Genomic DNA, 26623 nt, shown 5'->3' with positions numbered 1-26623 from the left:
AGTTTCAAGACATGTCAAACAGGTCAGAGTCTTATTTGTTCATCTGGAACAAAGACATACCCTGCATATCGCTAAAGGCTTTATACGAGGCCTGCAACGCCGCCTGCTGCATGGTGTAGGACGAAATCACCGAGTTCCAGTCCACGTCAACCAGGTTACTCATCTGCTGCGTCTGACCCAGCGCGCGGTCTTCACCCAGAGCGTCCAGCTTGCCCAGCTCATCCAGCTTGATGCCGAGGTCGGCGCGCACGGTCAGCACGTTGTTGAGGGAGTTGCTCAGGCCACGGTTGGCTTTATCAATAGCCGCCGTAAACGCCTCGGCTTTCGTTTCGTCCTCCCCAATCGGCGTATTCAACGCTTCAATTGCGGAGTCGAGGATCTTGAACAAATTCGTTTCCGGCGCACTACCATCTGGCTCTGGCTTGGCATTGCTGGTGAAGCTATCGAAAACTTCAGTGCCCGTATGGCTAATTTGCATCGTGCGCGCGGAGTCAACCTGCTGGCTGATTGGCGTTCCGCCGCCCTTATAATCACCCGTCGCCTGGTCGAAAGCCGCCGCTTCGGTCTTGTAACCGGAAAAAATATAGCGACCGTTACCGTCCGTGCTGTTAGCCAGGTTCATGAGCTGATCGCGAATACCTTGCAGGTTCGTGGCCAGCGAAGCGCGGTCATCGTCACTTAACGTACCGTTGCCCGCATTGACAATCTTTTCCTGAGCAGCCTGGATGGCGGTTGTCACTTGCGATAACACGTTCTCTTCCAGCGAGACTTTCGTCGTAGCGAAGGAGCGTGCCAGCGCATACTGGCTGTTTTGCGTTTGAGCCTGAGAGAGCACAACGGCCTGCGAGGCGGCAATCGGATCGTCAGACGGACGGTTGATACGCTTCCCCGTAGACATCTGCTCGCCGTAGCTGAGCCAGAGACTTTGGGAGTTCGTCACGCCGCGCATGCTTTGCTCATACATCATTTGAGTACTAATACGCATTTTTTATGCCTCAGCCTTAGCGGATATTGATCAATGCATCAAACAGCGTGCTCGCCGTTTGCAGCACCTGCGCATTCGCCAGATAGTACTGCTGATAGCGTTGCAGGTTGCCATACTCTTCATCCAGGTTAACCCCGGAGATTGACTGCTGTTGTTTGGTCAGCTGCGTCACCACGTTAACTTTGGTTTCGCTGCTGGTTTTCAGCGACGCCGTGGTGCTGCCCACCGTACTGACCAGCGCGGCATAAGCATCGTTAAAGGTTTTGTTCCCTCCCACCAATTTGGCGCTCTGTAAATCCAGCAGCTTCTGGCCATTGGTATTGTCGCTTTCGCCGCTTCCTTTCGCGGAGGCCATCGCCAGTTTGGATTCGTCGCTGATCGCTACGTCCATATTCACAATGACGTCATTCACCGGTTTGACGATGAAACTGTCTTTATTATCGGCTGAGCCGCTAATCTTAACGTTGAGACCATCAAACGACAGATTACCGCTGCCGTCAGGCTTGGCCGTGAAGCTGGTATTGTCCGACAGACGCGTGATTGTCCAGTCAGTACCGTTGTACTCAACTTTATAGTTTGTCGCCTGGACCTTTGTACTGTCCGTCATCGTGGCCGTAACGGACGCGCTTCCGGTGTTTTTACCGTTACTCAGCACTGCCGGCGAGCCAAAATCAAACAGCTTGCCGCCTGCATCCCCGTTGGCATCAAAGCCAGCCTGGTGCTGGGTATTCATGGCATCCGCAAACGCCAGCGCCATCTGGTTAAGTGTGTTTCGCGCCTGATCCAGATCCTGAGAACGGAACGTTAACAGCCCGCCAAGCGACCCCGTGGTGATCTGTTTTTCTGAGATCTCCACGTTGCCCGCTGCGGCATCCACATACGCAATTGTTGTACGCGCTGGGTCCGCACTGGATTTCACCGCCGCCAGCTGGCTGGCGTTGCTGCCCTGTACCAGGGTGTAACCGTTGGCGATAGAGATGTTGTAGGTGCCGCTGTCCTGTACGGTGACGTCCACACCGACAATCTTGTTCAGTTCACTCACCAGCTGATCGCGCTGATCGAGCAGTTCGTTCGGAGATGCGCCCGCACCGACGCCAGTCAGTCGGGAGATCTGATCGTTAAGATTGGCAATCTGTTTCGCGTAGTTATTGATCTGATCGACGCTGGTAGAAATCGCCGTATTGACCTGCGCATCCTGATCGCGGAGATATTGATCGTTGGTTTTAAACTGGTTTACCAGACCATCCGCCTTCCCGAGTACCGTCTGGCGAGCAGCCGGATCTTCTGCGTTACTCACCAGCGTTTGCAGGCTTTTAAAGAAATCCTGGAGGTTGGCAGAAAGCGAGTTCGTGGTATCAGAAAGCACATCGTCAATTTTTGACATCTGCTGGTAGCGCGTGGTCAGCCCACTGCTCTGGTTCTGCGCCGCGCGCAGCTGGTTGGTGATAAACGCATCATATTCACGCTGAACACCGGAGACATAGACCCCGTTACCCACCCAGCCACCGCCGGTCAGGGTGCTGTTTGATGCCCCCAGAATGGTGGTCTGACGGGTATAACCTGCCACGTTGTAGCTTGAAATATTATTACTGACGGTATTGAGTGCCGACTGCGCAGCACTGAGGCCACTCATGGCGCTGTTAATCAAACTGGACATGGGGGTTCCTTTTATACGTTCAGACACGAGTCCTGATGAAGGTTATCGGCAACCTCCACCGGGACTTGAGAACTTTCAGAACAGATTTTCGAGATCTGTGTTATACGCTTTGCTGACCTTCTCAGACATGGATTTCAGCTGCTGGATCATGCTGGTCAGCTTGCGCGCATAGTTTGGATCGGTCGCGTAGCCAGCATTCTGCAATGCCTGAGCGCCCTGCTCTGGCGTGGCGGCCTGGGTCACGGCGGTGTAGCGCGGATTCCGGCTCAGCAGCCCGACATAATCCGACAACGCTTCCAGATACGAGCTGTAGACGCGGAATTTGGCTTTCACCTTCACTGCCGCACCGTTCTCATATTCGGTGGTGGTGATCTCGGTGGTCGGCCCTTTCCAGCTGGAGGTGGCCTTCACGCCAAAGATGTTGAAGCTCGGCTCGCCGTTCTCCCTGCGGATTTGACGTTGCCCCCAGCCCGACTCCAGCGCCGCCTGCGCCAGAATCAGATGGTGCGGCACGCCGCTCTCTTCACTGGCAAGACGCGCCGGCAGGGAGAGCTGCGCCAGGAAGTCTTTGCTGTCGCCGGAGAGCGGCTCGTCACGCGTTTCTGCCGGCTTCGGCATCGCCTTACGCACCATCTGCGTCAGCGCCTGATTTTGATAACTGGTCACCTTTTCGAGATCAAACTTCAGCGGCACCTGCGGCGGGGCCTCTTCAGGCGGGAGCCCCTGAGCGGCTGCGGTCTGCTTCACAATCATGTCCGCCAGGCCGAGCCCCTTTCCGGCGGTCATTTGCTGGGCAATCTGCTGATCGTACATGCTGGTGTAAAGCCGCGTGGAATCGCTGCTAAACATGCCATCTTTCGGCAGGGTTTCACGCATGCTTTTCAACATCATTTGTACGAACATGCCTTCCACCTGACGGGCAACCGGGCGGATATTCGCCACCGGATCCTTGCCCGCTTTGGTTTTCAGCTCGTTGAGCGACTGGGCATCCCAGGCGGCACTGGTCAACAGTTTGCTATCGGTCAGCATTTAGATGATTTCCAGTCTGGCGCGCAGGCAGCCTGCACTTTGCATGGATTGCAGAATGGACATCAGATCCATTGGCGTTGCACCCAGCGCATTCAGAGCACGCACCACGCTGTTCAGGTTGGCGCTGGAGCGCACGCTCTGCAACGAACCGCCGCTCTGCCGTAAATCAATCTGCGTTTGCGGGGTCACTACCGTCTGACCGCCGCCAAACGGGGTATCCGGCTGGCTGACGTTGGCCGAGCGGTTAACCGTGACGGAGAGATTGCCCTGCGCAACGGCGCAGCTGTCCAGCGTCACTTCGCGGTTCATCACCACCGAGCCGGTACGGGAGTTGATAATGACTTTCGCATCCTGCACCGGCACGTTCACTTCCATATTCTGGATATCGGCCAGCAACCGCACCTGGTTGCTGCTGCCGGTTGACGTGCGGATCTGCACGGTACGGGCATCCAGCGCGGTGGCGCTGCCGTAGCCCCGGCTGCGGTTGATGGTGTCAGCGATCTGCTGCGCCATCGTAAAGTCTTCGTTATTCAGTTGCAGGTTAATGGTGTTGCCGGTGCCGAACTGGGTCGGCAGCTCACGTTCGATGATCGCGCCGTTGGTAATACGTCCCCCGTTCAGCTGGTTCACCTGCACGCTGCTGCCGCCCGCCGACGCGCCTGCTCCGCCAACCAGAATGTTGCCCTGCGCCAGAGCATACACCTGGCTGTCGACGCCTTTCAGCGGCGTCATCAGCAACGTACCGCCGCGCAGGCTTTTGGCGTTACCCATCGACGAGACAACCACGTCGATGGTCTGCCCCTGACGCGCAAAGGCCGGATAAGACGCGGTCACCATCACGGCCGCCACGTTTTTCAGCTGCATGTTGGTCCCGGCCGGTACGGTAATACCGAGCTGCGAGAGCATGTTGTTCAGGCTCTGGGTGGTGAACGGCGTCTGGGTCGTCTGGTCACCCGTCCCATCCAGCCCCACCACCAGGCCGTAGCCAATCAGCGAGTTTTCGCGCACGCCCTGCACGCTGGTGAGATCGCGTATGCGATCGGCCTGCGCAACGGTAGCGACCAGCGACAGCGCCACGGCGAAGAGAAATTTATACATAGGTCACCTCGCTTACATCGGCGATAAGTTAAGGAAGAAGCGTTGCAGCCAGCCCATATTTTGCGCTTCGTTGATGTAGCCGTTGCCGACGTACTCAATGCGCGCATCCGCCACCTGAGTGGACGGTACGGTATTGGTGCCGCTGATGGTGCGAGGGTTAACCACACCGGAGAAGCGAATGAATTCCGTACCCTGGTTAATGGCGATCTGTTTTTCGCCCACCACGTGCAGGTTGCCGTTCACCAGAACCTGGTCAACCGTAACCGTCAGCGTTCCGCTGAAGGTGTTGCTGGCGTTCGCACCACCTTTACCGTTAAAGGTGTTGCCGCCGGAGGCTTCCACATCCGCACGGGCGTTGCCGAACAGCCCTTGCAGATAGCGCGGCACGGTGTCGAAGCCAAAATTGGTTTTGCCGTCGCGGCTGGCGTTCGCCGACGAGCTCTTACTCGCACTGACGTTTTCCTGCAACACAATGGTCAGCGTATCGCCAACGTTACGCGGACGACGGTCTTCAAACAGCGGCTGATAACCGTAGTTAATCGGCTGCGCGGTCTGGAAAATAGAGCCGTTCACCACCGGCGCGGGGCCGGGAACGGGTTGGGCGGTAGTCGCACCCTGTACCAATGGTTTAGACGGGATCCAGGCACACCCGCTGAGGGTGACGGCCAGAACAGTCAGGATCGGATAACGAAACGCCGCGTTTTTTTGCATTGCCTTCATCTTCGAAAACAGGGAGCCGGTGCGACGTTTACCGCACCGGGCTACACCTTAGAGTTGCGTCAGTTTTTGCAGCATCTGGTCGGTCGTCGACACTGCTTTACTGTTAATTTCATAGGCGCGCTGGACCTGGATCATATTCACCAGCTCTTCCGCCACGTTAACGTTCGAGGTTTCCACATACCCCTGATACAGCAGCCCCGCCCCGTTCAGGCCCGGGGTGCTTTCATTTGGCGTGCCGGAAGACTGCGTTTCGGTGTAGAGGTTCTCGCCGATGCTTTCCAGTCCGGTATCGTTCATGAAGGTGGTCAGGTTGAGCTGTCCAACCTGGACCGGCGCGGCCTGACCTTGCTGAGTGACGCTGACGATGCCGTCACGACCAATGGTGATACTCAGCGCGTTCGCCGGTATGGTGATCGCAGGCTGAACCTGGAAACCGCCCGCCGTCACCAGCTGGCCGTTCTGATCCACCTGGAACGAACCATCGCGGGTATAGGCGGAGGTCCCGTCAGGCAGCTGCACCTGGAAGAAACCCTGACCTTTAATGGCAACGTCTTTACTGTTGTTGGTCTGGGACAGGTTGCCCTGGCTGTGCAGACGCTCGGTGGCGACCGGGCGCACGCCGGTACCAATTTGCAGACCGGACGGCAGCGTGGTTTGCTCAGAAGACTGCGCCCCTGGCTGACGAATCGTTTGATAAAGCAAATCTTCGAAAACCGCACGCTGGCGCTTGAAACCATTGGTGCTGACGTTTGCCAGGTTGTTGGCAATCACATCCATATTGGTTTGCTGTGCGTCCAGACCGGTTTTCGCGATCCATAAAGAACTGATCATAGGGAGTCCTGTTAACTCATAGCCAGAAGTTGGTTAGCCTTGCCTGCGTTTTCATCGACGCTGCTGATGATTTTCATCTGCATTTCGAAGCGGCGGGCGCTGGCGATCATGTCGGTCATGGCTTCCACCGGTTTGACGTTACTGCCTTCCAGCACGCCGGACATCACGCGGATGGTCGGGTCGGCCTGTAACGTGGCGCCACGCGTGGCCTGCGCCGCCTGGGTCAGACGGAACATCCCGTCATCGCCACGCTGCACTTCGTTGCCTTCCGCTTTCACCAGCTTCAGACGACCGACAGGCGCAACGGTGTTCGCCGGGTCGCCCGGGTTTAACGCCGAGATCGTCCCGTCTGCCGCAATGGTCAGCTCTGACCCTTCCGGCACCGTCAACGGACCGGCTTCGCCCATAACCGGATGCCCCTGAATCGTCAGCTGCCCGGTGGCGCTCACCTGGATATTACCGTTGCGGGTATACCCTTCCCCGCCGTCAGCCGTTTGCACCGCCAGCCAGCCGTCCTGCTGAAGGGCAACGTCCAGCGGACGCGCGGTGTAATCCATCTGACCTGGCGTCATGTCGGCGCCCGGCGTGGAGGCGGTGACCAGCGTACGCGTGGGCAATGACAGCCCTTCTACCGGCACCGCACGCAGCGCGTTGAGCTGCGCACGAAAACCTGGCGTGGAAGCGTTCGCAAGGTTGCTGGCGGTAACAGCCTGCTGATTGAGCGTCTGGCTTGCTGCGCCCATCGCTGTATATATTGCGTGATCCATTGCGCTTTCCCGTCAGCTGCTTAACGCAGGTTAACCAGCGTGTTGAGGATCTGATCCTGGGTTTTGATGGTCTGCGCGTTGGACTGGTAGTTACGTTGCGCGACGATCATGTTCACCAGCTCTTTACTCAGATCGACGTTGGAGGCTTCCAGCGCACCGTTAGTCAGCGTGCCGAAGTTACCGGAACCCGCGGTTCCCAGCAGGGCAACCCCGGAAGACTGCGTGGCAGACCAGACGTTATCCCCTTCGGATTTCAGGCCTTCGTTGTTGGCGAAGTTTGCCAGCACGATCTGGCCCAGCACCTGGGTCTGTTCGTTCGAATAGTTACCGACAACGGTACCGTCATCGTTGATCTGGTAGCTCACCAGATCGCCCGGCTTATAGCCGTTCTGGCTCGTCGCCACGATATTGTTCGCACCGGTGTTTTGCTGCATGGAGTTGGCGAAGCTCATGTCAAACGTGGCTGGCGTCGCGCCCGGAACGGTGCCCGTTGTGATCTTGATATCATCGCCCCCCGTCAGCACACCACTCTCGTTAAAGGTCAGCGTGGTTGCCAGTTTCGCTGCATCTCCCGCTACGCTGCCGTCCTGCGAATACACTTTCCAGGAGTTAGCTGGCGTCTCGTTTTTGACATAAAACAGGTTCATGTTGTGCGCATTACCCTGGCTGTCAAACACCGTCACGGTGCCTTTCTTGTTGTAAGAGTCAGGGTTGGACGGATCGAAGGCGACGGTTGGCGCGGTATCGGTGGAGTTCAGGTTGATCTGCTGAGAGGCCGTGGTGGTGGACTTCGCCGCCATCAGCGTCGTTGGGATGGAGATCGCCTGCGGATTCGCACCGGTTTGCACCGTAGGCGGCGTGCCGGCAACCGGATAACCGGTTAACTGAAGCCCCTGCATGTTCACCAGGTTACGGTTTTCATCCAGCTTGAACTGGCCGTTGCGGCTGTAGAACACGGAACCGTTGGCATCCACCATACGGAAGAAACCGTTCTGGCTGATGGCGACGTCCAGACCGCGACCGGTGTTGGTGGTCGTCCCGTCGGTGAAGTCCTGGGTGATACCCGCAACCTTCACGCCCAGGCCCACTTTAGAGCCTGCAAACATATCTGCAAAAGACGCAGAACCGGATTTAAAACCATAGGTCGCGGAGTTGGCGATGTTGTTGCCAATGACGTCCAGGTTGGTGGCCGCAGCATTCAGGCCGCTGACCGCTTGAGAAAAGGCCATGACTTACTCCTGATAAGTATGAAGGCTTAGATAATCTGCCGAACTTCGTCGAGTGTGGTGGTACCGGAGGTACCCAAATCCAGTTTGTTACCATCGCTACCTTTGATGACGCCCTGAACCAGGGCAAACTGTAGCGGCTGAGCCACCAGCTGAGTGGTGCCGTTGCTGGCGCTAATCGCAACCTGATACGAGCCGTTAGGCGCTTTAGTGCCGTCGGTCAGGCTGCCATCCCAGGTAAAGGTATGAACGCCCGCTTTAAGCTCGCCAATCTCAATCGTGCGCACCACGTTGCCGCTGGCGTCTTTGATTGTGGCGGTGACTTTGTCGGCCGGCTGCTGCAATTCAACGCCAAACGGCGTCGTGGTGGTGGTGGACGTGCCATCGGTAGTGCTGGTGCCCGCCAGAATCGTGGTCCCCGGGATCATCACCCCGTGACCGATCAGGTTGGCGGCCTGCAAGGACTGGCTGTTATCGATTTGACCGGAGACCGAGCCGAGCGTAGTGTTCAGTTTCTCAATGCCGCTGACGGTACTGATCTGCGCAAGCTGCGTGGTCAGTTCGTTGTTCTGCATCGGATTGGTCGGGTCCTGATTTTTCAGCTGCGCCACCAGCAGGGTCAGAAAGCTGCTCTGTAAATCGGAGGCATTGCTCCCGGTGAGAGAGCTGGAACCGGTCGCACTGCTGGTGCTGTTGACGCCGGTATTTGTCGGGTCATTCACGTTTACGGCGATGGACATGCGTGTCTCCTTTACTGGCCGAGAGTGAGTGTTTTGAGCATCATGCTCTTCACGGTATTAAGCACTTCGACATTTGCCTGGTAACTGCGCGACGCGGACATGGAGTTCACCATCTCCCCGACCACATCCACGTTCGGCATTTTCACGTAGCCGCTGGCATCCGCGAGCGGGTTGCCAGGCTCGTAAACCAGCTTGTCGGGTGCCTGGCTCTCAACCACGTCCGCCACTTTTACGCCGCCCGTTGCCGCACCCGGTGCAGCATCAACCTGGAAGACAACCTGTTTAGCGCGATACGGTTGCCCGTCAGGGCCGGTCACGCTGTCGGCGTTGGCCAGGTTACTGGCGGCCACGTTCAGTCGTTTGGACTGCGCCGTTAATGCCGAACCGGCGATATCAAAAATATTCAGCAAGGCCATTTACTAATTGCCCCCCTGTAGGACGGTCATCATGCCTTTAATTTGCCCGCCGAGTAGCGTCAGACCTGTCTGGTATTGCAGGCTGTTATCGGCAAACTGTGTGCGCTCCCGGTCCATGTCGACGGTATTGCCATCAAGTGAGGGCTGATCGGGAATACGGTAAAGCAGGTCGGTCGTTGGCGCGGTCATCGCCTGAGCGGGAATATGACGTGAGGATGTCAGGGCCAGTGAGACACCCGTTCCTTCGGCACGTCCACGCTCCATCACTTTTTTGAGTTCACTGGAAAAATCAATATCGCGCGCCTGATACCCGGGGGTATCCGCGTTGGCGATATTGGCGGCTAAAATCTCCTGCCGCTGGGCGCGTAAATTGAGCGCTTCCTGCTGAAAACGTAACGCGGCGTCGAGTTTATCGAGCATGTCTCCTCCGCTGATGAGAAAATTTCAGTTCACAGCTTAAATCTCACCCCGTCTCCCCTATCGACGGAATAAGCGCAAAATGCGTCGCTATTTGTTGCGTTGATGGAAAACCACTGCGGGTAGAATTTGCTAAATTCTGGACATGGTGGAACGTGCGATGCGGACTTTTAAACGTGGCCTGGCGGCGACCCTACTGCTTTTAAGCCCTCTGGTGCAGGCTGAGGGGTTAGAGGACCAGCTCAATGCATTCTTTGCGCAGAAGCTGGCCGGTTTCAGCGATGACGTACGCGTGACCGTGCGCACCCCGCCTAACCTTTATCCTTCCTGCGAAGCCCCGTCATTTAGCGTGACCGGCAGCACCCGCTTATGGGGCAACGTGAACGTGCTGGCGCGTTGCGCCAATGAAAAACGCTACTTACAGGTTGCGGTTCAGGCGACGGGCAATTATGTTGTCGCCGCCGTTCCCATTCCCCGGGGCAGCCTGCTGCAACCTGACAGCGTAACGCTGAAGCGAGGCCGTCTGGATCAGCTTCCACCGCGGACGATGCTGGATATCAACCAGGCTCAGGAGGCGGTCAGCCTGCGCGATGTCGCTCCTGGACAGGCGATACAGCTATCCATGCTGCGCCAGGCGTGGCGGGTGAAAGCGGGACAACAGGTGATGGTGGTCGCCAATGGCGAAGGCTTTAGTATCAACAGTGAAGGAAAAGCGCTGAATAATGCCGCAGTGGCGCAAAATGCCCGGGTCAGAATGTCCTCAGGCCAGGTGGTCAGCGGCACGGTCGGTCCTGATGGGAATATTCTGATTAACCTGTAATCTTTTTAAAGATTTCGCGGCGACTGCCGATAAATATTCAACAAATGATGATGTCAGGCGCAAACGCCGCGAACCCTCGATGAGGACAACACTATGAGCATTGATCGTACATCAGCCCTGAAGCCGGTTAGCACTGTACAACCTCGCGAAACGAATGAGGCTGCCCCGCAAAAAACGCGTCTGGAAAAAACGTCGACGGCTAACAGCACCAGCGTCACGCTGAGCGATGCGCAGTCGAAGCTGATGCAGCCAGGCAGCAGCGATATCAATATGGAACGTGTTGAAGCGCTGAAAACGGCTATCCGTAACGGCGAACTGAAAATGGATACCAGCAAAATCGCTGATGCGCTGATTCAGGACGCACAGAGTTTCCTCCAGAGTAACTAACCGTATGAGTCGACTGTCAGAAATACTGGATCAGATGACGGTGGTCCTGAACGACCTGAAAACGGTGATGGATGCAGAACAGCACCACCTCTCTTCTGGTCAAATCAACGGCAGCGCGTTGCAACGCATAACTGAAGATAAAAGCTCGCTGCTGGCGACCCTGGATTATCTGGAAAAACAGCGACGCGCTGAGCAAGACGCGAAACGCAGCGCCAATGATGAGATCAACGAACGCTGGCAGACCATTACAGAAAAAACCCAGCATCTTCGCGATCTCAACCAGCATAACGGCTGGCTGCTGGAAGGACAGATTATCCGTAATCAGCAGGCGCTTGAAGTGTTAAAGCCCTATAAAGAGCCGGGGCTGTACGGTGCGGATGGTCAGACGGCCACGGCACGTATCACGGGTGGGAAAAAGATTTCGATTTGACGCAGTAGCGGCACGTCATGAAGCGGGGAGCACCTTCTGGTGAACTCCCCTTTTGGCGTTTATACCGTGCGGCGGGTGAACTCTTTCACTTTGAAGCCAAGCACCGCCAGCGTGGCAAAGTACGCCACCACACCGACCACCACCACGGCCATCAGACGCATCAGGCGGTAAGGCATGGTGCCCTGCGCCCACTCAGGCATGACATACAACATGCCAACCAGCGCGGCCGCCATCACCACTACCGCAATCGCCAGACGCAGCAGGAAGCTTGCCCAGCCCGGCTGCGGTGTGAAGATATCCTGCTTGCGCAGCTGCCAGTACAGCAGCCCGGCGTTCAGACAGGCCGCCAGACCAATCGACAATGACAGCCCCGCGTGTTTCAGCGGTCCAATAAACGCCAGGTTCATCAGCTGCGTCATGATCAGCGTCACAATGGCAATCTTAACCGGCGTTTTGATGTCCTGACGTGAATAGAAACCGGGCGCAAGCACCTTCACGACAATCAGCCCCATCAGCCCCACCGAGTAGGCTACGAGCGCACGCTGGGTCATGGCGGCATCAAAGGCGGTGAACTTTCCATACTGGAACAACGACACCGTCAGCGGTTTCGCCAGGATCCCCAGCGCCACCGCGCTTGGCAGCGCCAGCAGAAAACAGAGACGCAGGCCCCAGTCCATCAGGCGGCAGTATTCATCGTGGTTGCCGCTGGCGAAACTTTTCGACAGCGACGGCAGCAGAATAGTCCCCAGCGCCACGCCCAGCACCCCGGATGGAAACTCCATCAGACGATCGGCGTAGTACATCCAGGACACCGAGCCCGACACCAGGAAAGAGGCGAAGATGGTATTGATGATCAGCGAGATCTGGCTAACGGACACGCCGAGTATCGCCGGTCCCATCTGTTTGATAACGCGCATTGCGCCCGCATCTTTGAAATTAATGCGCGGCAGAACCAGCATGCCGATTTTTTTCAGGTGCGGAAGCTGGTAAGCAAGCTGTAACACGCCGCCGACGGTCACGGCCCAGGCCAGCGCCAGCACCGGTGGGTTAAAATGCGGCGCGGCGAACAGCGCAAAGCCAATCATGCTGACGTTGAGGAACGTGGGGGCAAAGGCCGGAACGGAGAAGCGGTTCCAGGTATTCAGGATGGCACCCACCAGCGACGCCAGCGAAATCAGCAGAATATAGGGGAAGGTTATACGCAGCAGTTGGGTGGTCAGGGCAAATTTATCCGCTGTGTCAGCAAAACCCGGCGCCGTCACCATGATCACCCAGGGCGCTGCCAGCATCCCCAGGACGGTCACGATCGCCAGCGCCAGCGTCAGTAATCCGGAAACGTAGGCCACAAAGACGCGGGTGGCATCTTCGCCCTGTTTGCTTTTATATTCTGCGAGGATCGGAACAAATGCCTGTGAAAAGGCCCCTTCGGCAAAAATACGGCGCAGCAGGTTTGGCAGCTTAAAGGCGACGAAAAAGGCGTCAGTCGCCATCCCGGCGCCAAAAACCCTTGCCACAATGGCATCGCGCGCAAAGCCAAGCACGCGGGAAAACATGGTCATCGAGCTGACGGCCGCCAGCGATTTTAATAAGTTCATTAACGTGAAGTTCCACAACCCTACGGATTTCCAGGACGGGCAAGCGTTAGCGCCACCCGGCAAAGCCAACAAGCGGCGCTTAGTCTAACCGGATTTCAACGAATTACTATCGGCAGATGTTACAACGCGTTATTCCGACATGGCTTCGCGCCAGAGTCGTTCCACAATGCGCTGCGCCAGAATAGCCTGCTCCCCGGACGTTTCAGGAACCGTCTGATTCTGCACGCAGGTGATGAAGTGACGCGCGCAGCCCACGAAGCCACGCTGCTCCAGGGTGCTTTGCCAGCCGGGAACCGGTAACGCGACCACGCCATTGCCCTTCTCTTCCCGCCACTCTCGCATATCGGTGACGTCATACAGCGCGCCATCCGTAACGGCCTGCACGGACTCGCGCTGGCTGCCCGCCCGACGATGCATGCTGGTCGTCACCTGCAAATGCTCAACGGCAAAATGATGTTCGGCGTAAACCATCTCTCCCTGCTCGTTGGTCAGCAGCGTGCCGCTTTGCAGCTGGGCTTTTCCGTTACTCAGCCACAGGGCCGTATCCACGACGTGGAGATAATCATCCAGCAGCGTGAAGCGCAGGTCGTTAGGCCCCACGCTGTCGGTACGGTGCTTATCCATACGCAGAGAGGCGAACGAGCCGGACTGCGCTTTAAGCTGCTGATAGAGCGGCGCAAAACGGCGGTTGAAGCCGACCATCAGCGTCAGCTTTTTACGCGCGGCCAGCTCAATCAGTCGCTCAGCATCCTGTACATTTTCCGCCAGGGGTTTATCCACGCAGACGTGAACGCCTGCGTTCAGCAACTCGCTCACCACCTGGTAGTGCGTCGCGGTTGAGGTATGCACAAATACCGCATCACATTCACGGGCTAAATCCTGTAGCGAACCGGCATAAGGGATGCGCCAGGTTTTGCAGATGCGCTCTGCTTTCTCGCGGGTGGGCGACCACGCCCCTTGCAGCGTCCAGTCGGACGCGGCGCCTAAAACGGGCAGCCAGGCTTTTTGCGCGATCCCTCCCAGCCCCACAACACCAATGCGTAATGTTGTCACGATTAATCTCCCAGATGTGCGAGTAACGCATCCAGACGCTGCTTCAGCCCGGCAACCTCGTCTTCCAGGGCCGCCACGCGCGCGTTCAGGCTGTCGTTTGATGCTGGCGTGTCGGATTCTACGGCCAGCGCAGAGGGCTCAACGTCGCCGCTAAAAAGGTGCATGTAGCGGCTTTCACGCTTGCCCGGCTCGCGGGGCAGACGCACCACGTAAGGACCGTCCTCGCGTGAGGCCAGCCCCTCCAGCGTCTGTTCAACGTCCTGCATATCCTGAAACTCATGCATGCGGGAGGCGCGTGTGCGCAGTTCACCCGGCGTCTGCGCCCCGCGCAGCAGCAGCGTGGTGATCACTGCCACTTCTGCGGCGCTGAGTTTTAAATCGCCAAATTCGGAATTACAAAAGCGCTGTTCATATTTAGTGACGCGATTACCGAAGCCGCTGACGGTGCGCAGGTAGTGGCGCTTCACCAGCTCGTCAAGGGTATCCTGCACCTCGTGCTCGCCAAGGTTCATCACCGGCTCACGGTTCGTCTTCTGGTTGCAGGCCATCGTGACGGCATTCACGGACAGAGGATACTGTTCCGGCGTGGTGACCTGCTTTTCCAGAAGGCAGCCGACCACGCGCGCTTCGGCGCCATTTAACTGATATTTCATTTTTTCTCCTTAACGACCCGCGGTCCACTCCTGCGTGGTGAGCGCGGTGAGCACATGGTCCCGCCACTCGCCGTCAATCAGCAGATAATCTTTGGCATAGCCCTCTTTCTCAAACCCCAGGCGGGCCAGCAGATCGCCGCTGCGCTTATTGTGCGGCATGTAGTTGGCCATAATGCGATGGATATGTTGCGTGCGCTGCATGTAGCGAATCGCCGCTGTCAGCGCCTCAAACATGAGCCCCTGCCCCTGCCATTTCTGACCGATGGAATACCCGAGGTAACAGGCGTGAAACGACCCGCGTACCACGTTTGAAAAATTGGCAATGCCAACGATCTCTTTCTCTTCCGGATCGAGAAGCGCGAAATAAAACGCACTTCCCTGTTTATGAAATTCTGCAATCATACTGAGGCGCGCCTGCCAGCCAGAGGGGTAGCAGTGGCTCTCGTCCCGAACGGGTTCCCAGGGTTTTAAAAACTGGCGATTCTCGGCGTAATAATCCGCCAGACGCCAGGCATCACGCTCATGCACCAGACGAACGACCAGCCTGTCCGTCGTCAGACGCACTTTTGGCACATTACTGCGATAGCCAAACATCGTTACCACTCCTTCCCGTCGCTTCTGCTCTGCCTGTTAGCTTTACTATACCTGCGCCTGTGCCTTCTGTGAAAACAGTGACATACCATTTTGATCGCTTTTCACATTTTTCGATGAGAACTCTCTATCAAAGCACCTTTTTGATAAAGAAATATTGTCGCCAGCGGGTATGGGAAAAAGCCCGGCGACACCGCAGAATGTTAGCGTGCTCACCTTTTATTTTCCCTGGAGGGAAAATGTCCCGCGTATCACAGGCCAGGAGCCTGGGTAAATATTTCCTGCTCGTCGATAACATGCTGGTCGTGCTCGGCTTTTTTGTCGTTTTTCCGCTTATATCGATTCGTTTTGTCGATCAAATGGGCTGGGCGGCATTGATGGTCGGGATCGCGCTGGGTCTACGCCAGTTTGTACAACAGGGTCTGGGCGTGTTTGGCGGCGCAATAGCCGACCGCTTCGGCGCGAAACCGATGATCGTCACCGGCATGCTGTTACGTGCGGCGGGATTCGCCACCATGGCAATCGCTCATGAACCCTGGCTGCTGTGGTTCTCCTGTTTCCTTTCCGGGATTGGCGGCACCCTTTTCGACCCACCGCGTACCGCGCTGGTGGTTAAGCTTATCCGTCCGCAACACCGGGGGCGCTTCTTTTCGATTTTGATGATGCAGGACAGCGCTGGCGCGGTGGTGGGCGCCCTGCTGGGAAGCTGGCTGCTGCAATACGATTTCCGCCTGGTCTGCGCCACCGGCGCGGTGTTGTTTATTCTCTGCGCGCTGTTTAACGGTCTGTTTCTGCCCGCGTGGAAGCTGTCAACGGTGAAAGCACCTGTGCGGGAAGGGCTTGACCGTGTGCTAAGCGATAAACGCTTCGTCACCTATGTGTTAACCCTGACCGGCTACTACATGCTCGCCGTGCAGGTCATGCTGATGCTGCCCATTATGGTTAACGATATTGCCGGCACGCCGGCAGCGGTGAAATGGATGTATGCCATTGAGGCCTGCCTCTCTCTGACGCTGCTCTATCCGATTGCCCGCTGGAGCGAGCGCCGTTTCCGGCTTGAGCACCGTCTGATGGCCGGGCTGTTGCTGATGACGCTGAGCATGATGCCCATCGGCCTGGTGAGTTCGCTTCAGCAACTGTTTATGCTCATCTGCACCTTCTATATTGGCTCAATCATTGCCGAGCCAGCCCGTGAAACGCTGAGCGCGTCACTTGCCGACACCCGGGCCCGCGGCAGCTACATGGGCTTCAGCCGTCTCGGGCTGGCGCTTGGCGGCGCACTGGGTTACACCGGTGGTGGCTGGCTGTTTGATGCCGGAAAAGCGCTCCATCAGCCGGAGCTGCCGTGGGTCATGCTCGGCATGGTCGGCTTTATGACGCTGATTGCCCTCTGGTGGCAGTTCAGTGATAAACGCAGCACCCGCGGGATGCTGGAGCCTGGCGCCTGACCCCTTTCATTATCAGTTTTTTCTGCTGGTTTCTGTTGGATCACCCTGACATACTGGCGTATCAGGACAGATGCGCCGATTTTATGTTGAGGAACGCCATGAAAAAGATCGTTATTGCCGCTGCGTTAATTGTCAGTGGTCTGCTGGTGGGATGTAACCAGCTTACGCAGTACACCGTCAGTGAGCAGGAAATTAATCAGGCGCTGGAAAAACATAATAACTTTTCAAAAGATATCGGCGTGCCCGGCCTTGCGGATGCGCATATCGTCCTGACGAATCTCGCCAGCCAGATTGGGCGCGAGGAGCCTAACAAAGTCACCCTTTCCGGCGATGCCAGCCTCGATATGACCTCGCTCTTCGGCAATCAGAAAGCGGATATCAAGCTGAAGCTCAAGGCGCTGCCGGTCTTCAATAAAGAGAAAGGGGCCATTTTCCTGCAAGAGATGGAAATCGTCGATGCAGTTGTGACGCCGGAAAAAATGAAACCGGTGCTGCAAACGCTGATGCCGTATCTCAACCAGTCGTTGCAGAACTACTTTAACCAACAGCCTGCCTATGTTCTGAGCGAAGACAAGAGCAAAGGCGAATCTCTGGCGAAAAAATATGCCAAAGGGATAGAGGTGAAACCGGGTGAAATCATCATCCCTTTCACCGACTAAACACTCCGGGCGCTCAGGCGCCCGTTTTTTTTAACGGAATAGTGTGCAAACGAAAACGTTTCCGCTTATGATTTGTGTCCGGCAAAAACAGCCCTCTTATGACTGATCTCTTTCAAGCCGGAGCTTCCATGACTGTACAATCCCAGGTTCTCAAAATCCGCCGCCCAGACGACTGGCATATCCATCTTCGTGATGGCGACATGCTGAAAACCGTCGTGCCGTATACCAGCGAAATTTATGGCCGTGCGATTGTTATGCCTAACCTGGTTCCGCCAGTCACTACCGTCGAGGCCGCGATTGCCTATCGCCAGCGTATCCTTGACGCCGTTCCGGCCGGACACGATTTTACCCCATTGATGACCTGCTACCTGACGGACTCGCTGGATCCGAATGAAGTTGAGCGCGGGTTTAACGAAGGTGTATTCACCGCCGCGAAGCTCTACCCGGCGAATGCCACCACCAACTCCAGCCATGGGGTGACCAGTATTGATGCCATCATGCCTGTTCTGGAGCGTATGCAAAAACTGGGCATGCCGCTGCTGGTGCACGGGGAAGTGACCCACGCTGACATTGATATTTTCGATCGCGAAGCACGTTTTATCGAAACGGTCATGGAGCCGCTGCGCCAGCGTCTTCCGGGGCTGAAAGTGGTGTTTGAACACATTACGACTAAAGATGCCGCAGAGTATGTCCGGGATGGAAACGAGCTGATTGCCGCCACCATCACCCCGCAGCACCTGATGTTTAACCGTAACCACATGCTGGTGGGCGGCGTTCGCCCACATCTGTATTGTCTGCCGATCCTCAAGCGCAACATCCACCAGCAGGCGCTACGTGAGCTGGTCGCCAGCGGCTTCCCGCGCGCGTTCCTCGGCACGGATTCCGCCCCGCATGCCCGTCACCGTAAAGAGGCGAGCTGCGGCTGTGCAGGCTGTTTTAACGCCCCGACCGCCCTGGCAAGTTACGCAACCGTGTTTGAAGAGATGAATGCGTTAGACCATTTCGAAGCCTTCTGCTCCCTTAACGGCCCGCGTTTCTACGGTCTGCCGGTTAATGACACGTTCATTGAGCTGGAGCGCAAAGAAAGCCAGGTTGAAGCGTCGATTGCGCTCACCGACGATACGCTGATCCCCTTCCTGGCCGGTGAAACCGTAAACTGGACGGTAAAACGCTAAAAAAATCGCGCCCCCTGTTGTCAAACCGACAATATAACTGTATAAATAAACAGTATATTACACAGGGGGCATTTATGCGTATCGAAGTCACCATAGCCAAATCCACCGTCCTGCCTGCTGGCGCACTCGACGCTCTGGCGGGTGAACTATCCCGACGTATTAACAGCACTTTTCCTGAAAACGATGGCGCCGTAACGGTACGTTATGCGACAGCAAACCATCTTTCCGTCATCGGCGGCGCGAAAGAAGACAAAGAACGCATCAGCGAAATTTTGCAGGAAACATGGGAAAGCGCCGACGACTGGTTCATCACTGATTAAAATTTGCTCCCTCATTGTGTTTTTTTGCCGGGTCGCCCCGGCTTTTTTTCGTTTCGTCTCCTGAAAGTTCAGAATATTTCAGCATCTTCTTAGAAAATCGTGAACAAGATGGCGTTTTATTGTTCGAACAATCCTAAAAAGCATAAAAATGTGTTGCTACCCGTTTATTTTTTCCTTCTGAACCCTTATTAATTGATATACTGAAATTGCTTTCAGAAAAACATGCATTGAACCTCAAAGTCGTTGTCTTCTAACACGCATTAAGGGGGTTATAATGGAAAAGAATAGTGAAGTCATCCAGACCCATCCGCTTGTTGGCTGGGATATCAGCACCGTAGACAGCTACGATGCGCTGATGCTGCGTTTGCACTACCAGACCCCAAATCAGCAAAACCGTGATGAAGCGGAAGTTGGACAGACGCTGTGGCTTACAACAGACGTCGCCCGTCAGTTTATCTCTATTTTAGAAGCAGGCATCGCAAAAATAGAATCTGGCGACTATCAGGAAAATGAGTATAAACGGCATTGACCTTATGCCCCTTTTCACTCAACAGGCACCCTCGCGGTGCCTTATTTATTTCGCTCTTGTATAAGCCCACTTAGTTAATTACTCTGCTAACAAAGCGTTAGTAAAGAGAAGCCTATGAAATACGATTTAATCATTATCGGAAGCGGCTCCGTAGGATCTGCCGCCGGTTATTACGCCACGCAGGCGGGTCTGAAAGTGCTGATGATTGACGCCCACCTTCCCCCCCACTCTGAAGGAAGCCATCACGGCGATACCCGTCTGATCCGTCACGCTTACGGCGAAGGTGAACGTTATGTACCGCTGGTGCTTCGGGCTCAGACGCTGTGGGATGAGCTGGCCACACTCACCGAAGATCGCATTTTTGAGCGCACCGGGGTCGTTAACCTGGGGCCAGCCAGCTCCACGTTTCTGGCGACCGTCGAGGAGAGCGCGAAAGCCTACCGCCTGGACGTCGAGCGTCTGGATGCAAACGGCATCATGGCGCGCTGGCCGGAAATTTCTGTTCCTGAAGACTACATTGGATTGTTTGAAGCCAATTCCGGGGTACTGCACAGCGAAACGGCCATTAAGACCTGGATTGATCTCGCCGCCAAAGCGGGCTGCGCACAGTTGTTCAACTGTCCGGTCACGGGCATCACCCACCATGCAGAGGGTTCAACCGTCACCACCTCTGAAGGTGAATATACCGCCACGCGTCTGCTGGTGAGTGCGGGAACGTGGGTGACGAAACTGCTGCCGGACCTGCCCATCCAGCCGGTGCGAAAAGTCTTCTCCTGGTTCCAGTCTGACGGGCGTTACAGCAGTCAGAACAAATTCCCGGCGTTTACAGGCGAGCTACCCAATGGCGACCAGTTCTACGGTTTTCCCTCGGAAAAAGACGCGCTCAAGATTGGCAAACATAACGGCGGGCAGGTAATTTCCTCTGCGGAAGAACGCAAGCCGTACGGCGCTTATCCGCAGGATGGTTCCGAAGCCTTCACGTTCCTGCGTAATATCCTGCCGGGCGTAGGCGGGTTGCTTTACGGCGCAGCGTGCACCTACGACAACACCCCGGATGAAGATTTTATCATCGACACCCTTCCGGGACACGATAACACCCTGCTCGTAACCGGACTCAGCGGTCACGGGTTTAAATTTGCCTCTGTGTTAGGTGAAATCGCCGCCCAGTTTGCGCAGGGGATCGCGCCTTCGTTTGATCTCAAGCCCTTCGCGCTCTCGCGCTTTGATCGATAATACCTCTACAGGCTCCGAATAACCGGGGCCTGTTTAGCGATAGAGGCATGATGCGCAGACTGGTGAATTACCTTATCAATAACATCCGCGAGCATTTTATGCTCTACATTGTTCTTTGGTCGCTGCTGGCGATCATTGACGTTATCTATATTGTATTCTTCTGAAAATTCTCGCTGACGTTTATTGACACTCCTTTAAATTTATTTAACTTATATTTTTTAAAAAACGTCACCTCAAATTTATTGAACGAAGCGATTGAAATACATTGCGGAAACACATTCAAATTCGCTGAAATAAATTAAATAAAAAACATTATTCATTTTTTTCAGTTGCATTATTTATTTAACCCGTCCATTTTTATTGCTCAGTCATTTGAGAACGGAAATTCATATGCAATGGCGTAACTCCTCCCGTCGCTACGGAATAATATCCATGTGTTTACACTGGCTATTTGCACTTGCCGTTTATGCCATGTTTGGTCTCGGCCTCTGGATGGTGACATTAAGCTATTATGACGGTTGGTATCATCAGGCCCCCGAATTGCACAAAAGCATTGGGGTTCTGCTGATGATGGGTCTGGTTTTTCGCGTGATCTGGCGACATATCTCTCCGCCACCTCCAGCGCCCAAAAGCCATGGCCGACTTACCCGCATAAGCGCTGTTGGCGCGCATATCGCACTCTATGCCCTGCTTTTCGCCATTCTGATCAGCGGCTATCTCATTTCCACCGCAGACGGTAAACCGATCAGCGTGTTTGGGCTTTTTGACGTCCCAGCCACGCTGGCTGACGCCGGTTCCCAGGCTGACACCGCAGGTGTGGTTCATCTGTGGCTGGCATGGAGCGTAGTAATCCTTTCTGTCCTGCATGGCCTTGCGGCCCTGAAACACCACTTTATTGATAAAGACGATACGCTGAAGCGCATGCTTGGCCGTTCGTCAGTTGACTCTGGAGCATAAAATGAAAAAACGCCTGTTGGGTATCGCATTAGGTTCGCTGCTATTTACCACCGGTTCGGCCCTGGCCGCCGACTATAAAATTGATAAAGAGGGCCAGCATGCCTTCGTCAATTTCCGTATTCAGCATCTGGGTTACAGCTGGTTATATGGCACGTTCAATGATTTCGATGGCACATTTACTTTCGACGAGAAAAACCCTGCTGCCGATAAAGTGAATGTCACCATTAATACTAACAGCGTCGACACTAATCACGCCGAGCGTGATAAACATCTGCGCAGTGCTGAATTCCTGAACGTGGGCAAATTCCCGCAAGCTACTTTCGCGTCGACAGAGGTGAAGAAAGACGGTGATAAGCTCGCTATTACCGGGAATCTGACGCTGAACGGCGTAACAAAACCGGTCACACTGGATGCCAAATTAATTGGACAGGGCGACGATCCGTGGGGTGGCAAACGTGCTGGCTTTGAAGCCGCAGGCAAAATTCATCTGAAAGATTTTAATATCACCACGGATTTAGGCCCGGCATCGCAGGATGTTGAGTTGATTATTTCGGTGGAAGGCGTTCAGCAGAAGTCATAAAACAGGCCCGGCAGGCTTTCGCGCCGCCGGGCAGTGTTTTACTCCGGGTCCGGAATACCCAGTTTGGTATTCAGTCGGCCCCGGGATTTATTAAAGATCTTATTCCCGTTCTCGCGTCCGGCACGGCGACGACGTTGCTCTTCTTCAGGCAAGATACTCTCTTCACTGCACAGCTCGCTACAGCAGCCATTAAACTTCTCGGCACATGCAGGGCACTGAATAAACAGCAGATGACATCCGTCGTTTTTGCAGTTGGTATGCGTATCGCACGGTGTTCCGCACTGGTGGCAGTGCGCGATCACGTCCTCTGAAATTCGCTCGCCCATACGCTCGTCAAACACAAAGTTCTTACCGATAAAACGCACCGGTAAACCCTGCTCACGGGCGCGACGGGCATACTCAATGATCCCACCCTCAATGTGCCAGACTTTATTAAACCCGTTGTGCTTCATCCAGGCGCTGGCTTTTTCACAGCGGATCCCCCCGGTGCAGTACATAACGATCTTTTTGTCTTTATGCTCCTGCATCATCTCAACGGCTTTTGGCAGTTGCTCGCGGAAGGTGTCGGCAGGAATTTCCATCGCATTCTCGAAGTGCCCCACTTCATATTCGTAGTGGTTACGCATATCGATGAACACCGCATCCGGATCGTCGAGCATCGCGTTCACTTCAGCGGCCTTCAGGTACTCCCCCACATTAGCGGCATTGAAGCTCGGATCGTCAATGCCATCCGCCACAATACGCTCGCGCATCTTCATGCGCAGCACCCAGAATGATTTACCGTCATCATCCAGCGCAATGTTCAGGCGTAAGCCGTTAAGCGCCGGATCAAACCCGTAAAGGAGGTCGCGGAAGGCGCTGACCTTGCTTTCCGGCACGCTGATCTGCGCGTTAATCCCCTCACGCGCCAGATAGACGCGACCAAACACATTCAGGGCGGTAAAAGCCTGGTAAAGCGCATCGCGGGTCGCCTGGGGATCATCGATGGTGAAATACTTATAGAAAGAGATCGTTGTGCGCGGTTCGGTTTCGGCCAACATACGCGCTTTCAACATCTCATTCGATACGCGGTTGTGTAACACTGGCATGGTGTACAAGTCCTGCAATCGTTGAGAATTAAAAATCGGTCGGCATGATATAGCAAACAAAGACAATTTACATCCACACAATTTACGCTACATTTCAGTCAACCTGATTAATCAGACTTAACATTTGCATATTCTTTCATGTTTCGATGACAGACATTTTGGCTATGCCTTAAAAAATGAGACAATATCCTTTCAGGACGTTAGAACACAGGACAGACATGACCCAGTTACCGAAATTTACTGCCGCGCTTTTGCATCCCCGCTATTGGTTAACATGGTCAGGCATTGGCTTGTTGTGGCTAATTGTACAGTTGCCTTATCCCGTCATTTTCCGCATGGGTAAAGGACTGGGCCGCATTGCTCAGCAGTTTATGAAGCGTCGCGCCAGGATCGCGTATCGTAACCTTGAGCTTTGTTTTCCTCAGATGAGTGAATCTGAGCGCCACGACATGGTGGTTAAAAACTTCGAATCTGTCGGCATGGGGCTGATGGAGACCGGTATGGCCTGGTTCTGGTCGGATAAACGCATGGCGCGCTGGACGGAAGTGGCCGGGACCGGCATGGAGCCGGTGCATACTCTTCAGGCCAACCAGACTGGCGTCCTGCTGATTGGCGTTCATTTCCTGACGCTCGAAATTGGCGCGCGCATGTTCGGCATGCAGGCCCCGGGTATTGGCGTTTATCGTCCTAACGATAATCCGGTGATCGATTTGATCCAGACCAACGGACGCATGCGCTCCAATAAAAGCATGATCGATCGCAAAGACCTGAAAGGGATGATCCGCGCCCTGAAATCAGGTGAAGTGGTCTGGTATGCCCCGGATCATGACTATGGCCCGCAATCCAGCGTGTTTGTCCCGTTCTTTGCGGTGGAAGATGCAGCGACGACCACCGGGACCTGGATGCTGGCGCGGATGTCCAAAGCGGCTATCGTGCCGTTTGTACCGCGCCGTAAACCAGACGGTTCAGGCTATCAGCTCATCATGCTGGAGCCGGAACTCGCGCCACCGCTGATTGATGCAGAAACCACCGCCCGCTGGATGAACGGCGTTGTCGAGAAATGCATTATGCTCGCGCCGGAGCAGTACATGTGGTTGCATCGCCGCTTTAAAACCCGGCCTCAGGGCGTCCCTTCCCGGTATTAACCTGCGTGCGGCCTTCCGGGCCGCATGTTGTTTTAGCTTTAAAAGCTCCCCGTCATTGCGGCAATCATACCCCGGGCGCATAATTAGCAGGCTTATTACCTCACTGTTCACGGTGCCCTGCACCTCATTATGCGGATAGTTATGTCCCCCACAGATGCTCCCATAAACTGGAAACGTAACCTGACGGTTGCGTGGCTGGGTTGTTTTCTTACTGGCGCCGCCTTTAGCCTGGTGATGCCCTTCCTGCCCCTCTACGTTGAACAGCTCGGCGTCACCGGACATAGCGCCCTGAATATGTGGTCCGGCCTGGTGTTCAGCATTACGTTCCTGTTCTCCGCCATTGCGTCGCCTTTCTGGGGTGGGCTGGCGGATCGCAAAGGCCGCAAAATTATGCTGCTGCGCTCCGCGCTCGGCATGGCGATCATTATGCTGCTGATGGGGGTGGCGCAGAATGTCTGGCAGTTCCTGATACTACGCGCGCTTCTGGGCCTGCTCGGGGGATTTATCCCTAACGCCAACGCCCTGATCGCCACCCAAATCCCGCGCCAGAAAAGCGGCTGGGCGTTGGGCACGCTATCCACTGGCGGCGTAAGCGGCGCACTGCTGGGCCCACTGGCGGGCGGGCTGCTGGCCGACCACTACGGACTGCGGCCGGTATTCTTCATTACCGCCAGCGTGCTGTTCCTCTGCTTCCTGGTGACGCTTATCTGTATCCGCGAGAATTTCACGCCCGTGGCCAAAAAAGAGATGCTGCACGCCCGGGATGTGCTGGCCTCGCTGAAAAACCCAAAGCTGGTGCTGAGCCTGTTTGTAACCACCATGATTATCCAGGTGACCACCGGTTCAATCGCGCCTATACTGACGCTCTACGTACGCGACCTGGCGGGAAACGTCAGCAATATCGCCTTTATCAGCGGCCTAATCGCCTCTGTTCCCGGCGTGGCGGCGCTACTGAGCGCGCCGAGGCTCGGCAAGCTGGGAGACCGTATCGGCCCGGAAAAGATCCTGATCTGCGCCCTGATCGTCTCCGTCCTGCTGCTGATCCCCATGGCGTTGGTGCAGTCTCCGTGGCAGCTCGGCGTCCTGCGCTTCCTGCTGGGGGCTGCGGATGGTGCGCTACTCCCGGCTGTACAGACGCTGCTGGTCTATAACTCCACCAACCAGATAGCCGGTCGTATTTTCAGCTATAACCAGTCGTTTCGCGATCTGGGTAACGTCACCGGACCGCTGGTCGGCGCGGGGATTTCGGCCAGCTTCGGTTTCCGGGCGGTCTTTATCGTGACGGCAGGCGTCGTGCTGTTCAACGCCGTTTATTCGTGGCTCAGCTTATCCCGGGCGCTACGCCCGGCGCGAATAAGACAACATCGTGACGGCTAATTTTCGCATTCATACTTGCAAAATCACATAATCAGCTATTCTTTCCCTGAATACCTTCACGAAAAACAGGGAGACACCAATGACCATGTACGCCACGCTGGAAGAAGCAATTGATGCCGCTCGCGAAGAGTTCCTCGCCGATAATCCCGGCGTTGAGGAAGAAGATGCTGACGTGCAACAACTCAATATCCAAAAATACGTCCTACAGGACGGCGATATTATGTGGCAGGCCGAATTCTTTGCTGATGAAGGTGAAGATGGTGAATGTCTGCCGATACTCAGTGGTGAAGGTGCGCAGGCGGTATTCGACGGCGACTATGACGAAATTGAGTTACGTCAGGAGTGGCTGGAAGAAAATACGCTGCACGAATGGGACGAAGGTGAGTTTCAGCTCGAACCGCCGCTGGATACCGAAGAGGGTCAGGCCGCAGCGGACGAATGGGACGAGCGATAAGTCACCGCTACTCGTAGGGGCCGTGGCTGGCATCGATGGGCAGCAGTAGCGTGTCGAAAATCAGCGAAAACGGCAGATCGAGCACGGTGAGATAGCGCCATGCGGAATCACGGACATCCCACTGTACGCCGGGGTAGTACTGATTCCCGTGGCCCTGCCCGGGGATGGTGCGGCTGATAATGCTGCCGCAACCGCTGAGCAGGCATGCCATCATGACGACAATGATTACTTTCATTTCTGACC

General features: G+C 55.5%; 32 protein-coding genes. 15 read left to right on the top strand and 17 right to left on the bottom strand.

What is annotated here, in order from left to right; all coding sequences use genetic code 11:
* Window positions 1-31 precede the first annotated feature (31 nt).
* From flgL to flgB, 11 genes are all read right to left on the bottom strand, one after another.
* Window positions 32-985 (bottom strand): flagellar hook-associated protein FlgL, encoded by a 954-nt coding sequence (gene flgL / locus ACOTY5_RS04285; RefSeq protein WP_017384730.1) that lies wholly within the window; start codon window positions 983-985, stop codon window positions 32-34.
* Between the two features lie 16 nt (window positions 986-1001).
* The gene (gene flgK / locus ACOTY5_RS04280; protein WP_045141457.1) at window positions 1002-2642 is read right to left on the bottom strand and encodes a flagellar hook-associated protein FlgK; all 1641 of its coding nucleotides are present in this window, start codon (window positions 2640-2642) and stop codon (window positions 1002-1004) included.
* Window positions 2643-2717: 75 nt separating this feature from the next.
* Window positions 2718-3671: a flagellar assembly peptidoglycan hydrolase FlgJ gene (flgJ, locus tag ACOTY5_RS04275; protein WP_045141456.1), complete on the bottom strand. Its 954-nt coding sequence runs from the start codon at window positions 3669-3671 to the stop codon at window positions 2718-2720.
* Window positions 3672-4769 (bottom strand): flagellar basal body P-ring protein FlgI, encoded by a 1098-nt coding sequence (locus ACOTY5_RS04270; protein ID WP_017384733.1) that lies wholly within the window; start codon window positions 4767-4769, stop codon window positions 3672-3674.
* Between the two features lie 12 nt (window positions 4770-4781).
* Window positions 4782-5480 carry a flagellar basal body L-ring protein FlgH gene (flgH, locus tag ACOTY5_RS04265; protein WP_003857987.1) on the bottom strand — a complete coding sequence of 233 codons (699 nt, stop codon included), beginning with the start codon at window positions 5478-5480 and terminating at the stop codon, window positions 4782-4784.
* 57 nt (window positions 5481-5537) lie between these two features.
* On the bottom strand, window positions 5538-6320 hold the full coding sequence (flgG, locus tag ACOTY5_RS04260) for a flagellar basal-body rod protein FlgG (protein WP_000625853.1): 783 nt from the start codon (window positions 6318-6320) through the stop codon (window positions 5538-5540).
* An 11-nt stretch (window positions 6321-6331) separates the two neighbouring features.
* Window positions 6332-7087 carry a flagellar basal body rod protein FlgF gene (locus tag ACOTY5_RS04255; protein ID WP_003857990.1) on the bottom strand — a complete coding sequence of 252 codons (756 nt, stop codon included), beginning with the start codon at window positions 7085-7087 and terminating at the stop codon, window positions 6332-6334.
* A gap of 20 nt (window positions 7088-7107) precedes the next feature.
* The gene (flgE, locus tag ACOTY5_RS04250) at window positions 7108-8316 is read right to left on the bottom strand and encodes a flagellar hook protein FlgE (protein WP_015570832.1); all 1209 of its coding nucleotides are present in this window, start codon (window positions 8314-8316) and stop codon (window positions 7108-7110) included.
* Window positions 8317-8342: 26 nt separating this feature from the next.
* Window positions 8343-9053, bottom strand: coding sequence for a flagellar hook assembly protein FlgD (gene flgD, locus ACOTY5_RS04245; RefSeq protein WP_003857994.1), 711 nt, complete (start codon window positions 9051-9053; stop codon window positions 8343-8345).
* 11 nt (window positions 9054-9064) lie between these two features.
* Window positions 9065-9469 carry a flagellar basal body rod protein FlgC gene (gene flgC, locus ACOTY5_RS04240; protein ID WP_003857997.1) on the bottom strand — a complete coding sequence of 135 codons (405 nt, stop codon included), beginning with the start codon at window positions 9467-9469 and terminating at the stop codon, window positions 9065-9067.
* A 3-nt stretch (window positions 9470-9472) separates the two neighbouring features.
* Window positions 9473-9889, bottom strand: a complete 417-nt coding sequence (flgB, locus tag ACOTY5_RS04235; protein ID WP_003857999.1) for a flagellar basal body rod protein FlgB — start codon at window positions 9887-9889, stop codon at window positions 9473-9475.
* Window positions 9890-10046: 157 nt separating this feature from the next.
* On the opposite strand from flgB, the gene flgA reads away from it, so the two are divergent.
* From flgA to flgN, 3 genes are all read left to right on the top strand, one after another.
* Window positions 10047-10706, top strand: coding sequence for a flagellar basal body P-ring formation chaperone FlgA (gene flgA / locus ACOTY5_RS04230; protein WP_023296301.1), 660 nt, complete (start codon window positions 10047-10049; stop codon window positions 10704-10706).
* A 93-nt stretch (window positions 10707-10799) separates the two neighbouring features.
* Window positions 10800-11093: a flagellar biosynthesis anti-sigma factor FlgM gene (flgM, locus tag ACOTY5_RS04225; protein WP_003858002.1), complete on the top strand. Its 294-nt coding sequence runs from the start codon at window positions 10800-10802 to the stop codon at window positions 11091-11093.
* 4 nt (window positions 11094-11097) lie between these two features.
* Window positions 11098-11523: a flagella biosynthesis chaperone FlgN gene (gene flgN / locus ACOTY5_RS04220; protein ID WP_003858003.1), complete on the top strand. Its 426-nt coding sequence runs from the start codon at window positions 11098-11100 to the stop codon at window positions 11521-11523.
* 59 nt (window positions 11524-11582) lie between these two features.
* On the opposite strand, the gene murJ is transcribed toward flgN, so the two are convergent.
* The 4 genes from murJ to rimJ form a co-directional block, all read right to left on the bottom strand.
* On the bottom strand, window positions 11583-13118 hold the full coding sequence (gene murJ, locus ACOTY5_RS04215; protein ID WP_017384735.1) for a murein biosynthesis integral membrane protein MurJ: 1536 nt from the start codon (window positions 13116-13118) through the stop codon (window positions 11583-11585).
* A 129-nt stretch (window positions 13119-13247) separates the two neighbouring features.
* Window positions 13248-14171 (bottom strand): Gfo/Idh/MocA family protein, encoded by a 924-nt coding sequence (locus tag ACOTY5_RS04210; protein ID WP_017384736.1) that lies wholly within the window; start codon window positions 14169-14171, stop codon window positions 13248-13250.
* 2 nt (window positions 14172-14173) lie between these two features.
* Window positions 14174-14824, bottom strand: coding sequence for a YceH family protein (locus tag ACOTY5_RS04205; RefSeq protein WP_032670133.1), 651 nt, complete (start codon window positions 14822-14824; stop codon window positions 14174-14176).
* Between the two features lie 9 nt (window positions 14825-14833).
* Window positions 14834-15418, bottom strand: coding sequence for a ribosomal protein S5-alanine N-acetyltransferase (rimJ, locus tag ACOTY5_RS04200; protein WP_003858007.1), 585 nt, complete (start codon window positions 15416-15418; stop codon window positions 14834-14836).
* 236 nt (window positions 15419-15654) lie between these two features.
* On the opposite strand from rimJ, the gene mdtH reads away from it, so the two are divergent.
* The 9 genes from mdtH (at window position 15655) to ACOTY5_RS04155 (ending at window position 22316) form a co-directional block, all read left to right on the top strand.
* The gene (mdtH, locus tag ACOTY5_RS04195; RefSeq protein ID WP_421631840.1) at window positions 15655-16863 is read left to right on the top strand and encodes a multidrug efflux MFS transporter MdtH; all 1209 of its coding nucleotides are present in this window, start codon (window positions 15655-15657) and stop codon (window positions 16861-16863) included.
* A 98-nt stretch (window positions 16864-16961) separates the two neighbouring features.
* Window positions 16962-17522: a lipoprotein gene (locus ACOTY5_RS04190; RefSeq protein WP_017384739.1), complete on the top strand. Its 561-nt coding sequence runs from the start codon at window positions 16962-16964 to the stop codon at window positions 17520-17522.
* A gap of 128 nt (window positions 17523-17650) precedes the next feature.
* Window positions 17651-18697, top strand: coding sequence for a dihydroorotase (gene pyrC / locus ACOTY5_RS04185; protein WP_017384740.1), 1047 nt, complete (start codon window positions 17651-17653; stop codon window positions 18695-18697).
* 74 nt (window positions 18698-18771) lie between these two features.
* Window positions 18772-19017, top strand: coding sequence for a DNA damage-inducible protein I (gene dinI / locus ACOTY5_RS04180; RefSeq protein WP_003858011.1), 246 nt, complete (start codon window positions 18772-18774; stop codon window positions 19015-19017).
* A gap of 274 nt (window positions 19018-19291) precedes the next feature.
* Window positions 19292-19546, top strand: a complete 255-nt coding sequence (gene bssS, locus ACOTY5_RS04175; protein WP_015570838.1) for a biofilm formation regulator BssS — start codon at window positions 19292-19294, stop codon at window positions 19544-19546.
* 114 nt (window positions 19547-19660) lie between these two features.
* Window positions 19661-20779: an N-methyl-L-tryptophan oxidase gene (gene solA, locus ACOTY5_RS04170; RefSeq protein ID WP_045141455.1), complete on the top strand. Its 1119-nt coding sequence runs from the start codon at window positions 19661-19663 to the stop codon at window positions 20777-20779.
* A 50-nt stretch (window positions 20780-20829) separates the two neighbouring features.
* Window positions 20830-20943, top strand: a complete 114-nt coding sequence (locus tag ACOTY5_RS04165; RefSeq protein WP_003858014.1) for a YceO family protein — start codon at window positions 20830-20832, stop codon at window positions 20941-20943.
* 226 nt (window positions 20944-21169) lie between these two features.
* The gene (locus ACOTY5_RS04160) at window positions 21170-21736 is read left to right on the top strand and encodes a cytochrome b (protein WP_017384743.1); all 567 of its coding nucleotides are present in this window, start codon (window positions 21170-21172) and stop codon (window positions 21734-21736) included.
* Window position 21737: 1 nt separating this feature from the next.
* The gene (locus tag ACOTY5_RS04155; RefSeq protein WP_022650779.1) at window positions 21738-22316 is read left to right on the top strand and encodes a YceI family protein; all 579 of its coding nucleotides are present in this window, start codon (window positions 21738-21740) and stop codon (window positions 22314-22316) included.
* A 38-nt stretch (window positions 22317-22354) separates the two neighbouring features.
* On the opposite strand, the gene ACOTY5_RS04150 is transcribed toward ACOTY5_RS04155, so the two are convergent.
* A complete protein-coding gene (locus ACOTY5_RS04150; RefSeq protein ID WP_045141454.1) occupies window positions 22355-23404 on the bottom strand; it encodes a rhodanese-related sulfurtransferase in 1050 nt (349 codons plus the stop codon).
* Between the two features lie 218 nt (window positions 23405-23622).
* Here ACOTY5_RS04150 and ACOTY5_RS04145 point away from each other — a divergent pair, with 218 nt between their 5' ends.
* From ACOTY5_RS04145 to ACOTY5_RS04135, 3 genes are all read left to right on the top strand, one after another.
* On the top strand, window positions 23623-24549 hold the full coding sequence (locus ACOTY5_RS04145) for a Kdo(2)-lipid IV(A) acyltransferase (RefSeq protein ID WP_003858019.1): 927 nt from the start codon (window positions 23623-23625) through the stop codon (window positions 24547-24549).
* Window positions 24550-24690: 141 nt separating this feature from the next.
* Entirely contained in the window at window positions 24691-25926 is a 1236-nt protein-coding gene (mdtG, locus tag ACOTY5_RS04140) for a multidrug efflux MFS transporter MdtG (protein WP_062934092.1), read from the top strand.
* 79 nt (window positions 25927-26005) lie between these two features.
* Window positions 26006-26380 (top strand): MysB family protein, encoded by a 375-nt coding sequence (locus tag ACOTY5_RS04135; RefSeq protein ID WP_015570844.1) that lies wholly within the window; start codon window positions 26006-26008, stop codon window positions 26378-26380.
* Window positions 26381-26387: 7 nt separating this feature from the next.
* Here the strand turns inward: ACOTY5_RS04135 and ACOTY5_RS04130 are convergent, their stop codons facing one another.
* Window positions 26388-26615, bottom strand: coding sequence for a YceK/YidQ family lipoprotein (locus ACOTY5_RS04130; RefSeq protein WP_003858030.1), 228 nt, complete (start codon window positions 26613-26615; stop codon window positions 26388-26390).
* Window positions 26616-26623 lie beyond the last annotated feature (8 nt).

It is taken from the genome of Enterobacter cloacae complex sp. SHL018, assembly GCF_049237905.1.
Classification (GTDB): domain Bacteria; phylum Pseudomonadota; class Gammaproteobacteria; order Enterobacterales; family Enterobacteriaceae; genus Enterobacter; species Enterobacter hormaechei_C.
Note: the sequence above shows the minus strand (reverse complement) of the source record. Positions and strands in the feature narration are given on the sequence as shown.